We start from the raw sequence: 13,128 nt of genomic DNA, 5'->3' as shown, positions 1-13,128 counted from the left end.
GTTATTATTCGTATTTTTTTGCGCTAGAGCCATTTTTAGTCTTGCTTTTTAGGAATCGTCTTGCTATAATTTCGTTTGAGATTGATAATCATTATCAATTAAAAAGGAGGAGTAACATGAAGAAAGTAGTGTTTTTAATGTTGACCGCTGTGATGGCAGTTGTTTTAGTTGGGTGTGGTAATGACGAAGCTGCGGAGGGGAAGGCGGAGACGCACGCGTACAAGATACCAAACGGGAAAACAGTAGAGATCCCGAATAATCCGAAAAAAATCGTTGTAACGGAGTATATGGGATCGCTCTCAGCTTTAGGTATTAAACCGATTGGTGCTACATCGTTTGTATTGAAAAATCCTTATTTGGATCCTTATAAAAAAGGGGTGGAAGATATCGGTGACCCGGCTTCTGTTGAAAAAGTGGCGGAACTACAACCAGATTTAATCATCGTATCGGGTGAGGATCAGTTTAATCAGATGAAGAAAATTGCGCCGACGATTTTAATACCGTACAATACATACAAAAGCGTGCAGGATGAATTAACGGCGATTGCTGAAATTGTTGGGAAAGAACAGGAAGCAAAAGATTGGCTCGCTGATTTTGATAAGAAAGCCGCGAAAGCACGGGAGAAAATAAAAGGTGTGGTAGCTCCAAATGCGACGGTCGGGTTATATGAAGGCGATGATAAAAATTTCTATGTTTTTGGAGATAATTGGGGTCGGGGTGGACAAGTTCTTTATAACGCATTACAATTAAAGGCGCCTAAGAAAATTCAAGATGAGGTCATTGAAGGCGATGGCTACAAACAGATTTCGCTAGAAGTGCTACCTGATTTCGCGGCAGACTATATGTTTGTGACACGATTTAAGCATGGGGATACTCGCAATGGGGCGCTTGATGGGATAGAAGCATCGAGCATTTGGAAAGACTTGCCGGCATATAAGGCAAATCATATTTTTACGATGGATTTTGATGAAATGTATAACTACGATCCGATTGCGGTAGAGGGGCAAATGGATTTGATTGTGAATAAAATCGTGAATAGTAATAAATAAAAGCTAGAAGTAACGACGGTTCAGGCGGAGTGCAGGAATTAGTTGGAAAGCTGGATACTGCATTTTCCCGCATCGAACCAATACATATTATGAGGGGATCAGGGTACGATGAAAACAAAGGAACTTTCCCAATTAAAAACGCGACCAGCAATGGCTACTGTGATTTTGACGGCTGGCGTTGCGCTACTTATCGTTTCTGCTTTTATTGGTATTGCTGTGGGTGCGGCGGATATCGATATAGCGACGGTTTGGGACGCGTTGTTTCATTACAATAAAAGTTTAACGACACATCAAATTATTTGGGAGCTGCGTATTCCTCGCGTGCTTGCGGATATGATGGTGGGAGCTGCGTTTGCGGTTGCGGGTGCTGTGATGCAAGGCATGACGCGAAACCCGCTCGCTGACAGTGGGTTGCTTGGTCTCAATGCTGGATCAGCGTTTATGATTGCCGTGTGTTTCGCATTTTTACCTGGTCTTAGCTATAATTATTTGATTTTCTTTTCTTTCCTTGGTGCTGCGCTTGGCTGCGTCCTTGTTTTTGGCGTGAGTGCGCTTGTGAAAGGAGGCTTATCTCCAACGCGGTTAGTTTTGGCAGGTGCAGCGGTAGCTTCTTTGTTGACGGCATTAAGTGAAGGAATCGCGATTTATTTTAAGCTGAGTCAAGATTTGGCTTTTTGGTTTGCAGGTGGTGTCGCAGGCGTGAAATGGTCGCAAATCGCAGTGGTCTGGCCGTGGCTTATCGGTGCGCTGATTGCGGCGATGTTGCTCAGTAAGGCGGTAACAATTCTGAGCCTTGGTGATGACATTGCGATTGGACTCGGACAAAATACGACGCGGACAAAATTACTATCGATGCTTGTTGTGCTGATTTTGGCGGGACTTGCGGTTTCGGTCGTTGGTCCAGTTGGTTTTATCGGCCTGATCGTGCCGCATTTGGTTCGTTATATGGTCGGTGTGGATTATCGCTGGATTATTCCGTGCTCGGCTATTGTTGGTGCGCTTTTGACGCTGTATGCGGACATTGGTGCGCGGATGGTGAACCCGCCGTATGAGACACCGATTAGTGTTATTTTTGCCCTTATTGGTGTACCTTTCTTCCTTTATGTGGCGCGTAAAGAAAGGAGGAGTCTGTGATGATGGGAACGACAACGGAACAAAAAGTCACGCGAAAACGCTGGCTAATCTTGATTCTACTCGCGATTTTACTTGTGGGCACGTTCGTTTACAGTGTCAACGCAGGTTTCTCAAAAATTCCATTTCTAGATGTTATCAAAACTTTATTTGGACAAGGCTCGCCGCAAGATACATTGATTATTTCGCAGTTCCGGTTACCGCGTATTATCGTGGCAGTGCTCGTTGGCGCGGGGCTTGCGATTTCAGGCGCACTATTACAAGCAGTTTCGCAAAATAGTTTGGCGGATCCGGGGATATTGGGAATAAACAATGGTGCAGGGCTTGCAGTTATGCTCTATATTTCATATTTCCCGTCGACATTAGATGTACCTGTTATGTTTATGCCTTTCGTTGGCTTTACAGGCGCGATTCTAACAGCTTTTGTCGTATATGGCTTATCCTACAGCCGCCAAGAAGGGTTGTTGCCGAATCGCCTCGTACTAACAGGTGTAGCGGTTTCAGCCGCAGTCGCAGCGCTGATGACACTCTTAACCATTCGCCTTGACCCTGAAAATTATCAAATTGTGGCGGAATGGCTTGCGGGAAACATTTGGGCCAGTAACTGGCAATACGTTTTCGCACTAATTCCGTGGCTTATCGTTTTGGTTGGTGTGGCGATGTTCAAAATAAAAACCCTCGACATTCTAGGATTTGGTGATCAAGTAGCAACTGGGCTAGGCGTCAAAACGGAAAAAGAAAAAGTCATCCTACTCCTTGTTGCTGTAGCTTTAGCAGCGGCTTGCGTTTCTGTCAGTGGTGGTATTGCTTTTATCGGCTTAATCGGTCCTCACATTGCACGGAGGCTCGTTGGTAGTGGACATAAATGGGTCCTGCCGATTTCGGCGCTCGTTGGTGCGTTACTGCTTCTTGTTGCGGACACAATTGGACGGATTATTGTGCAACCATCAGAAATTTTTGCAGGTATCGTGGTTGCGGTAATTGGAGCACCATACTTCTTATACTTATTAGCGAGAACTAAATGATAATGATTATAAAAAAGATAAATATCCTCCTTGTAATTGATAATCTGGATAGACTTTTCAAAACTTTTATGCTATCTTTAAATAGATATAAAAACCACTTACTCCAATTGTTTTAGTGAGTTAAAGGATGAGTAAGTAGACTTGATTTTTATTTAGAATTATTATAAACTACTAATTGAGAATGATTGTTTGTTCCCGAGGGAGGGCATAAAATGGAAGGCCGTATTCAGCGGATTAAATCACAATTGCATGAAGCAAGTTATAAATTAACGCCACAAAGGGAAGCAACCGTACGCATTTTATTAGAAAATGAGAAGGACCATCTGAGCGCAGAGGACGTTTATTTACGTGTCAAAGATATTTCACCGGACATTGGATTAGCGACGGTTTATCGCACGCTGGAACTTTTGACGGAGTTACGCGTGGTCGACAAAATTAATTTTGGAGACGGCGTGGCGCGCTATGATCTTCGTAAAGAAGGCGCAAAGCACTTCCACCACCATCTGGTATGTCTGGAATGTGGATCTGTTGAGGAAATTCAAGAGGATTTGCTGGATGACGTGGAGAAAATTGTCGAGCAGAAATGGGATTTCCTTGTGAAGGATCACCGTCTAACGTTTCAAGGCATCTGTACGGTGTGCAAAAGCAACATCAAAAAAGCCGAATAAATCAACCAGCGGACCGACAAACGCTCATCTCCGTCGTTAAAAGCTGTGCTCCGATGCTCATGTACTTTAGTACATTCCGCTTTGTTGAGGCACTTTGAAGTAAAGCGAATTAGAGCCTCAATATGCAGTAGAAAGAAGTGAGACTGCCGTCCTTTAAGCGCTTTTTCCTAGGATCTGAGCATTTGTCGGCCCGCTGGGGTTCAGTGGTGGAGGTAAAGAGCTTTGCTGGACATTTGTTAATTTATTTCGCTTTTGGTATACTGGTGGGACAGTGACAATGTACAGGGATTTAGTAATTGTGGCACGTCGATTTGAGGAGATTACGTATGGATGATTTGATACTTGATTTTTTACATTTTTTGCAGGTGGAGAAGGGTTTGTCGGCGAATACGTTGGTTGCTTATGAACGGGATTTGCGTTTTTTTGCGCGTTATTTGGAGGAAGAACAGGGGGCGCTAGCGATTCGCGACGTAGAACGGATACATATTGTGAGCTTTATGGCTTATGCTAAATTAGAGGGGAAATCACCGAGAACGATTGCGCGCTACATTGCCTCATTGCGTTCTTTTTTTCATTTTCTGTTGCATGAAAAACTGGCGGATCGGGATCCGATGATTCAAATCGAGACACCGAAACAAGCGCAGGCATTGCCCAAAATTTTGAATCTGAATGATGTGGAAAAATTGTTGGAGGCGCCGAATGGGGCAAATCCGCTAGGTATGCGAGATCAAGCGATGTTGGAAGTTTTGTATGCGACGGGGCTTCGGGTGACAGAGTTGGTGCGCCTTCAGATGGACGATTTGCATTTGCAGATGGGCTTTATTCAGACGATTGGAAAAGGGGATAAGGAGCGTATTATTCCGCTTGGCAAAACGGCCACCACGGTTTTGGAGCGTTATTTGGAGTTTGGTCGTCCGAAATTGCGACGGGTGTCAGAACGCAATGACTTTGTGTTTTTGAATCATCATGGGCGCGGTATGACACGACAAGGTTTCTGGAAGAATTTGAAACAGATTGCGGCGAAGGCAGGAATTGATAAGCCGATTACACCGCATACATTACGGCATTCGTTTGCGACGCATCTGCTGGAAAACGGGGCGGATTTACGTTCTGTGCAGGAGTTGTTGGGTCATGCGGATATTTCAACGACGCAGATTTATACACATGTTACAAAAGCGCGTTTAAAGGATGTTTACAAGCAATACCATCCGCGTGCATAAGGTTGGATAATGAAAAAGGAGCGATTTTGAAAATGAATTATACAAAGGTTATGGAAGCGGTCAAAAAAATCAAGGAAACCTATAGCGGGAAGCCGAGAATCGGACTTATTTTGGGATCAGGGCTAGGCGTTTTGGCGGACGAAATTACAGAGCCGACCGTGATGAAATATAAGGATGTGCCGCATTTTCCAGTTTCGACAGTAGAGGGGCACGCTGGGCAGTTTGTTTTTGGTAAGTTGGAGCATCAAGAAGTAGTGGCGATGCAGGGGAGGTTCCATTTTTACGAAGGGTATTCGATGCAAGATGTGACGTTCCCTGTGCGCGTTATGAAGGAACTGGGCGTTGAGATATTAATTGTAACAAATGCGGCGGGTGGCGTGAATGAGTTGTTCCATGCAGGTGATTTGATGCTGATTTCGGATCATATCAACTTCACGGGAACGAGCCCACTTATCGGGCAAAACGATGAGCATTTCGGACCGCGTTTCCCAGATATGTCGGACGCGTACCGTTTAGATTTACGGAAACAAGCGCGTCTGTTGGCACAGGATTTGGAAATAGAAGTTCGCGAAGGTGTTTACGCAGGATTTACTGGGCCAACGTATGAAACGCCAGCGGAAATTCGGATGATGCGTACGCTTGGCGCGGATGCTGTCGGTATGTCGACTGTTTCGGAGGTCATTGTTGCGAATCATTGTGGCCTGCGTTGCCTCGGTATTTCTTGCATCACGAACATGGCTGCAGGAATTTTGGATCAGCCGCTGAGTCACGAAGAGGTTATTGAAACGACGGAACATGTGAAAGAAACGTTCTTGACGTACGTGAAGGCGCTCGTTGGAAATGTGAAATAAAAATAAGAACGGAGTCTGGTGCAACACTTACGAATTGGGCATCAGGCTCCTTTTTGGTAGTACATAAAGCTTAAAAAAATTGGGAAACATAATATTGGCTATTGTTCTGCGACGTGCTTGTATGCTACTATATAAAAGAACTTTTATACATTCTTTGTGCATTAGAAAATGCGAAGAATGGTGTAATTAATTTAGCAAAGGTGGGATTGACGTGGCGTTTGAATCATTTGGGACTATGCGAGTGAATGAAGTTGGACATCTAGAAATTGGAGGGGTGGACACTTTGAAGCTGGCGCAAAAATATGGCACACCGCTTTATGTATACGACGTTGCGTTGATCAAAGAGCGTGCTCGTGGTTTTAAGAAAACGTTTGAGGAGCTTGGTGTGAAGGCGCAGGTTGCTTATGCGAGTAAAGCTTTTTCGGCGATTGCGATTTATCAATTGATGCAGGAAGAAGGTCTGTCGTTGGACGTTGTTTCGGGCGGCGAATTATATACGGCGATGCAAGCTGGATTCCCAGCGGAGCGGATTCATTTTCATGGCAATAATAAAACAAGACATGAGATGGAAATGGCGATTGAGTACAGTATTGGTTGTATCGTGATTGATAATTTTTATGAGATTGAACTGCTCGCGGAAATTTTGCGTGAAAAAGAGGCTTCTGTGTCTGTTTTGATTCGTGTAACGCCTGGTATTGAGGCGCATACGCATGATTATATTTTGACTGGGCAAGATGATTCTAAATTTGGATTTGGTTTGACGAATGGTCAGGCGGAGGATGCGATTAAGCGCGTGTTGGCCATTGATGATTTCCAATTAATTGGGTTGCATTGCCATATTGGGTCGCAAATTTTTGAGACGACTGGTTTCAAATTGGCGGCGCACCGGATTATGGAGCAGTTAGTTATTTGGCGTGATGGACTAGGTTTTCATGCGGATGTGCTCAATCTCGGTGGTGGTTTTGGGGTGCGTTATACGGCGGATGATCAACCGTTGCCACCATCTCAGTATGTGCGCGAAATTATTGCGGATGTGCGTGAAGTTGCGATGGCGAACAATTTGGATATGCCGGAGATTTGGATTGAGCCTGGTCGCTCGCTCGTTGGTGAGGCTGGTACAACGCTTTATACGATTGGTTCGCGCAAAGAGGTGCCTGAGATTCGTAGCTATGTGGCTGTGGATGGCGGGATGTCAGACAATATTCGACCTTCTTTATATGAGGCGAAATATGATGCTGTTATCGCGGAACGTCCGTTAGAAGAGCCGGCTGAGACAGTATCGATTGCTGGGAAATGTTGTGAGTCTGGCGATATGCTGATTTGGGATCTACCACTTCCAAAATCGGATGCGGGTGAGGTTCTGGCAGTATTTTGTACAGGGGCTTACGGGTATTCGATGGCGAACAATTACAATCGGATTCCTCGTGCTGCGGTTGTTTTCGTAGAGAATGGGGAAGATAAACTGGTTGTTGCGCGAGAAACTTATGAAAATCTGGTGCAACTGGATTTACCGCTCCATTAAGGTGGGTTTTCTATGACAGGAATTAATTTTAAAGTAGAGGCTTTTGAAGGGCCACTCGATTTGCTTCTGCAACTGATTCAACAGCTGGAAATCGATATTTATGATATCCCAATGGCGGATATTACAGATCAATATTTGGAATACATCCATTTGATGAAAGAGATGGAACTCGATGTGGCTAGCGAATATCTTGTGATGGCGGCGACACTTTTAGCGATTAAAAGTAAAATGTTACTGCCAAAGCAAGAGCTTGAGGTGGATTTTGAGTTCGATGATTCTGTCGATCCGCGTGATGAATTAGTCGAGAAATTGATGGAATATAAGCGTTTTAAAGAAGCTGCGAAACAATTGAAAGAAAAAGAGTCGGAGCGCAATTTTTATTTTGGGAAGGCGCCAATGGATTTGGGGGAATACGATATGTCTGGCAAACAGGCGAATTTAGACGTGTCACTCAATGATATGCTGGGGGCTTTCCACAAGATGCTTCGCCGGAAAAAATTGAGTCAGCCACTTCATACGCGTATTACGAAGCAAGAAATTTCGATTGACCAACGGATGAATGATGTGATGGACCGGATTGAGGCTACGCGCGGTCGGGTTGTGTTTGAAGATTTATTTGATGCGGCGACAAAAGATGACCTGATTGTGACTTTTTTGGCTGTGTTGGAACTGATGAAACGTCGCCAAATTAGTGTGGAGCAGTCGGGGAGTTTTGCGGCGCTATATGTTTTTAGTAGAGGTGAAGAAGAGCTGTGAGTAAAAAATTAGGAATCCTTGAGAGCTTGCTATTTGCGGCGGGGGATGAAGGTCTGAGCACGAAGCAACTGACAGAGGTCATGGAAATCAGTCATATTGAAGCGCTGAATTTGTTGGAGACGCTCAGTGATAACTATGCAAAATCGGCAGAACGTGGTATTGTTCTGTTAGAGCTCGCAGGGACGTTTCAATTAGCGACGAAAAAAGAGCATGCGACCTATTTGCGAAAATTAGTCGAAGTACCTGGTAACACAACGCTCTCTCAGGCATCGCTTGAAACGCTAGCTATCGTTGCTTATCGCCAGCCAATTACGCGGATGGAGATTGATGATATCCGTGGTGTGAAAACGGATGGTCCGATTCATACGCTAATTGCGAAGGGTTTGATAATGGATAAAGGTCGCGTAGAAGGTGCTGGTCGTGCTAAACTGTATGTAACGACATCCGAATTTTTGGATTGCTTCGGCTTGAATAAATTAGAGGATTTACCATCGATGGACAACATAGATTCTGAGGAAATGATTCAAGATGAGATGGACTTATTTTTCGATCGTTTTGGTGGGAAATAGGATAGATGGAATAATAATTAGTGAATAGCTAAAAAGAGGTGCAAGATGGAACGGTTACAAAAAGTAATTGCGAATGCAGGCATCACGTCGCGTAGGAAAGCCGAAGTGATGATTGAAGAAGGAAAAGTGAAGGTCAACGGAAAAGTGGTTCGAGAGTTAGGTCTTAAGGTTGGCAACTCGGATAAAATCGAGGTAAACGGCATTGAGCTAACGCAAGAAGTGAAACGCTATTTTCTATTGTACAAGCCGCGTAGTGTGATGTCCGCTGTGTCGGATGATAAGAAACGTCGCGTTGTGTCTGACTTTTTCGTGGACATTCCAGAACGGTTATATCCGGTTGGGCGTCTTGATTATGACACTTCTGGTTTACTACTCATGACGAATGATGGCGATTTTGCCAATCAATTAATGCATCCAAAATATGAAGTTGAAAAGAAATACATCGCGCGCGTGAAAGGGATTCCGTCCAAAGAAGCCCTGCGCAAATTAGAAAATGGCGTCATGATCGAAGGCCGCAAAACGGCAAAAGCGAAAGTCCGTCTGCAAACTTTTGATAAGAAGAAAGAAAAAGCTATCATCGAGATTATCATTCATGAAGGGCGTAATCGCCAAGTCCGCAAGATGTTTGACACGATTGGACATCCAGTTCAGAAATTATCACGCGAAGCCTATGCTTTCCTTGATTTAAAGGGATTGAATGCTGGCGAACGCAGAGAATTGACCCATCATGAAGTGAAGAAATTAAAAGCGTTGACACAGTTTGGTGATAAGAAATAGTGAGTCAAATGAATAGCTTAGAGTTCAGGGGAAATATAACCGCAGTAGAGAATAACAGATAATATTACTTTTTCAATGAAAATCTAGGGAATGTGTGTCTATATCCCTAGTTTTTTGTTGCCGTTTTATTGAAAGTATTCATTATTTTTCACAAACAAAGGCTTAAAAATAGCTAAAATAAAAAAAAGCATGTATAATTTGTCCAAGATAGTAGCTTTCTTTTTTTAATTTGGGGTTGTCTGTGCTATAGTAAAGTTGTGAACAAAATGACAATAAAAAGGTACGAAAGACTAGGGAATATGAATACATACCGAAATAAGTTTCCTTTTTTAGAGAAACGAGTAAGGGGATGATTACCTATGAGTGAGCAAGTTAAAATTCTCGTTGTGGATGACGAAGACCGGATCAGGCGTTTACTTAAGATGTATCTTGAACGTGAGAATTATAAAATTGAAGAAGCTAGTGATGGAGATCAAGCGTTACAGCTCGCAATTGATAATAGTTATGATGTCATTTTGCTTGATTTGATGATGCCAGGAAAAGACGGCATTGAGGTTTGTCGTGAATTGCGTGAATATAAAGCGACTCCGGTTGTTATGTTGACAGCGAAAGGCGAGGAAGCAAATCGCGTGCAAGGATTTGAGGTCGGCGCAGACGATTATATCGTGAAACCGTTTAGCCCACGCGAAGTTGTCCTACGTGTCAAAGCTGTTCTAAGACGCGCGCAACAACATAGCCAACCTGTTGCAACGAGCGTACCAGGTGATATTATTACTTTCCCACACTTAAAAATTGATAATGAGGCGCACCGAGTTATTGTGGAAGGCCAAGAAATCAATTTGACACCGAAAGAGTATGATTTATTATATTACTTAGCGAAATCGCCAGACAAAGTGTTTGATCGGGAATCGCTACTAAAAGAAGTTTGGCGTTATGAATTTTTCGGGGATTTGCGTACGATTGACACACACGTGAAACGTCTCCGCGAGAAATTATTCGATGTTTCAGAGGAAGCAGCTAAAATGATTGTGACCGTCTGGGGCTTAGGCTACAAGTTTGAAGTGACAGAAACAGAGTAAAATAGTCCATATAGAAATAGATAGGTTAACAATGCCTATCTATTTCTTGATATTACTACATAAAACAGCAAGCAACGAGGTGCTTGAAATTCGGATTAAAGGGCTGGTGACAATGAGATTTTGGCATAGTATCGTTGGAAAAATATGGGGAACGATTATTCTTCTACTAACGGGAGTTCTAGTGGCAACCGGATTTTTTATTGCGATTGTTTATGAAGACCAGAATACAGAGCAAATAACTGGTGGCATTGAGGCGACGACGGAGCATATCGGGAATTTAATTGAGGAGGGTACGGATACTGACACGCTTTCATCTGCTTTTCAATTATTGGATAAGTCGATAGGTGTCATCGTCGAACAGAATGGGAAAGTGGTGGCTTCTAAACAGACATCGATGCATTTGGATAGTGGAGCGTATTCGCATTTATTCGCGGACAAGAAAATGAATGACCATTTAGCTGAGGGAAAATTTATCCTGGAGCAATATAATTTCTACGGTGAAAGTAATGATGAATCGGTACATATGGGGGCCCAGCGTTTTAAGACGTTAGACGGTCATATTAATACGGTTTATGTGTATAGGTCGTATGATGATATTTTGAGATTGACAGGTCAAGTGACGAAAACGTTGCTCATATCTGGGATTGTGGCAATTTTAGTGACGTCTGTCTTGTCGTTTATTTTATCGTCGCGCATGGCTTACCCACTCAGGGAAATGAAGAAGGTCGCGATTGCGGTCTCGAAGGGGAATTTTGATAATCGGGTGCCGACGTATACGCACGATGAGATTGGAGATTTGGGGATTGCGTTTAACAAGATGGCGCAACAACTGAAATACAATATTAGTGCGCTGAGGCAGGAGAAGGAGCAGTTGTCCAATATTTTAGTTGGGATGGCGGATGGTGTTATTAAATTTAACATCGATAAGACGATTATTTTGAGTAACCCGCCGGCGGAACAGTTTTTGCATGATTGGTTCTTTTCGATGGAAAACGAGGACAAAGTGCTGATCCCGCCAAACTTGGATTTAATGCTGACGAATATTTTAGAGACGCGTGAGGAGCAGGTTGGGGAAATTGTGTTTGGAGACCAGACTTATGTCGCAATTTTGACGTTGCTTTATAATGGGGACGACATTCGGAGTATCGTAACGGTAATCCGGGATATGACGGAGGAGAAGCGCCTGGAGAAGATGAAGACGGATTTTGTGAACAATGTGTCGCATGAGCTGCGGACGCCGATTTCGATGCTTCAAGGCTATAGTGAGGCGATTATTGATGGTGTGGCGCAGACGGATGAAGAGGTGCGTGAATTTGCGCAAATTATTTATGATGAGTCGCTGCGCATTGGCCGCCTTGTGAATGATATGTTGGATTTAGCGCGGATGGAAGCTGGTTTTGAGCAGTTGGATAAACAGCGCTTGCAGGTAGCGCCGTTCTTAGAGAAAGTCGTCTCCAATTTTGAAGTGTTGGCGAAGGATAACAATGTGAAATTGCAGTTGGTGATGGATGATCATGATTTGGAGTATACATTTGACCCAGATCGAATGGAGCAGGTATTGGTGAATTTGATCATGAATGCGATTCGCCACACGGGGCGAGAGGACTACGAGGGTGTTGTGGAAGTGCATGAAACGGCGGATTTCCACTCAGATGAGCTCGTGATTAAAATTATTGATAACGGAAGCGGTATTCCAGAGGCCGATATTCCTTTCTTGTTTGAGCGTTTTTATAAAGCGGACAAAGCACGAACGCGCGGGAAAACGGGTACGGGTATAGGTTTATCGATTGTAAAAAATATCGTCGAAGCGCATAATGGTAAAATAACGGTGGAGAGTCATCTAGGCATTGGTTCGACATTTATTGTCACATTGCCGCTTTCCACAGATATATAAAGGAGTTTGATGAAATTGACAGAACGCATGCAAAAATTTTGTAAAGATTCATTGGTAATTAAGACAAGTCGGGTATTTCCATCCGATACGAATAATCATAATACGCTTTTCGGTGGGCGTCTGATGACCTATATTGACGATACAGCATCTATCAGCGCTTCCCGTCATTGCCGGACGGGGATTGTGACAGCTTCGACGGATTCGGTCGATTTCTTGCAACCTATCAAAAATGATCACTCGGTATGTTTAGAGTCTTACGTGGCTTCAACGGGACGCTCGTCGATGGAAATTTTCGTGAAAGTGATTGCGGAAAACTTGAAAAATGGCGATCGTTATTTGGCGGCGACGTCATTTCTAACGTTTGTCGCGATTGATGATAATGGCAAAACAGTTGAGGTTCCAACCGTTGTCGCGCAATCGGATGAGGAGAAAATGATTAGCCGTGACGCGCAAGAGCGTAGTTTGGCAAGGAAGAAGCGTCTGACGCAGAGTCGGGAACTTGCGGCTTCCCTTTCGACCGAAATTCCTTGGGGATAAGCAAGTGGTTTTGCATGATGGCACGGCTTATGGTACAATAACGAACGTAA

At 43.7% G+C, this 13,128-nt stretch carries 13 protein-coding genes; all 13 read left to right on the top strand.

All coding sequences use genetic code 11. The features are described from left to right. Positions 1-116 precede the first annotated feature (116 nt). The 13 genes from EP58_RS11765 (at position 117) to EP58_RS11705 (ending at position 13,078) form a co-directional block, all read left to right on the top strand. Entirely contained in the window at positions 117-1,049 is a 933-nt protein-coding gene (locus EP58_RS11765) for an iron-hydroxamate ABC transporter substrate-binding protein (RefSeq protein WP_036093634.1), read from the top strand. Positions 1,050-1,157: 108 nt separating this feature from the next. Beyond that, complete coding sequence (locus tag EP58_RS11760; RefSeq protein ID WP_036093632.1) at positions 1,158-2,183, top strand: FecCD family ABC transporter permease; 1,026 nt, start codon at positions 1,158-1,160, stop codon at positions 2,181-2,183. After that, the gene (locus tag EP58_RS11755) at positions 2,183-3,205 is read left to right on the top strand and encodes a FecCD family ABC transporter permease (RefSeq protein WP_036093630.1); all 1,023 of its coding nucleotides are present in this window, start codon (positions 2,183-2,185) and stop codon (positions 3,203-3,205) included. The genes EP58_RS11760 and EP58_RS11755 overlap by 1 nt, the downstream gene beginning before the upstream one ends. A 212-nt stretch (positions 3,206-3,417) precedes the next feature. Then, positions 3,418-3,873, top strand: a complete 456-nt coding sequence (gene fur, locus EP58_RS11750; protein WP_036093626.1) for a ferric iron uptake transcriptional regulator — start codon at positions 3,418-3,420, stop codon at positions 3,871-3,873. A 326-nt stretch (positions 3,874-4,199) separates the two neighbouring features. After that, positions 4,200-5,093, top strand: coding sequence for a site-specific tyrosine recombinase XerD (xerD, locus tag EP58_RS11745; RefSeq protein ID WP_036093624.1), 894 nt, complete (start codon positions 4,200-4,202; stop codon positions 5,091-5,093). A gap of 32 nt (positions 5,094-5,125) precedes the next feature. Beyond that, positions 5,126-5,944, top strand: a complete 819-nt coding sequence (locus EP58_RS11740) for a purine-nucleoside phosphorylase (RefSeq protein ID WP_036093763.1) — start codon at positions 5,126-5,128, stop codon at positions 5,942-5,944. A 211-nt stretch (positions 5,945-6,155) separates the two neighbouring features. Beyond that, positions 6,156-7,466, top strand: a complete 1,311-nt coding sequence (lysA, locus tag EP58_RS11735; protein ID WP_036093623.1) for a diaminopimelate decarboxylase — start codon at positions 6,156-6,158, stop codon at positions 7,464-7,466. Between the two features lie 12 nt (positions 7,467-7,478). Next, positions 7,479-8,222: a segregation/condensation protein A gene (locus EP58_RS11730; RefSeq protein WP_036093622.1), complete on the top strand. Its 744-nt coding sequence runs from the start codon at positions 7,479-7,481 to the stop codon at positions 8,220-8,222. Next, complete coding sequence (scpB, locus tag EP58_RS11725) at positions 8,219-8,791, top strand: SMC-Scp complex subunit ScpB (protein WP_036093621.1); 573 nt, start codon at positions 8,219-8,221, stop codon at positions 8,789-8,791. Before EP58_RS11730 ends, scpB begins: the two co-directional genes overlap by 4 nt. Positions 8,792-8,836: 45 nt before the next feature. Further along, on the top strand, positions 8,837-9,568 hold the full coding sequence (locus EP58_RS11720; RefSeq protein WP_036093619.1) for a pseudouridine synthase: 732 nt from the start codon (positions 8,837-8,839) through the stop codon (positions 9,566-9,568). A gap of 359 nt (positions 9,569-9,927) precedes the next feature. Continuing rightward, entirely contained in the window at positions 9,928-10,647 is a 720-nt protein-coding gene (locus EP58_RS11715; protein ID WP_036078261.1) for a response regulator transcription factor, read from the top strand. Between the two features lie 112 nt (positions 10,648-10,759). Then, positions 10,760-12,541: a HAMP domain-containing sensor histidine kinase gene (locus EP58_RS11710; protein ID WP_036093762.1), complete on the top strand. Its 1,782-nt coding sequence runs from the start codon at positions 10,760-10,762 to the stop codon at positions 12,539-12,541. A gap of 27 nt (positions 12,542-12,568) precedes the next feature. Next, positions 12,569-13,078, top strand: a complete 510-nt coding sequence (locus EP58_RS11705; protein ID WP_373862723.1) for an acyl-CoA thioesterase — start codon at positions 12,569-12,571, stop codon at positions 13,076-13,078. The last annotated feature ends 50 nt before the right edge of the window (positions 13,079-13,128 follow it).

The sequence above is a fragment of the Paenilisteria newyorkensis genome, assembly GCF_000766145.1.
Lineage (GTDB): Bacteria > Bacillota > Bacilli > Lactobacillales > Listeriaceae > Listeria_A > Listeria_A newyorkensis.
Note: the sequence above shows the minus strand (reverse complement) of the source record. Positions and strands in the feature narration are given on the sequence as shown.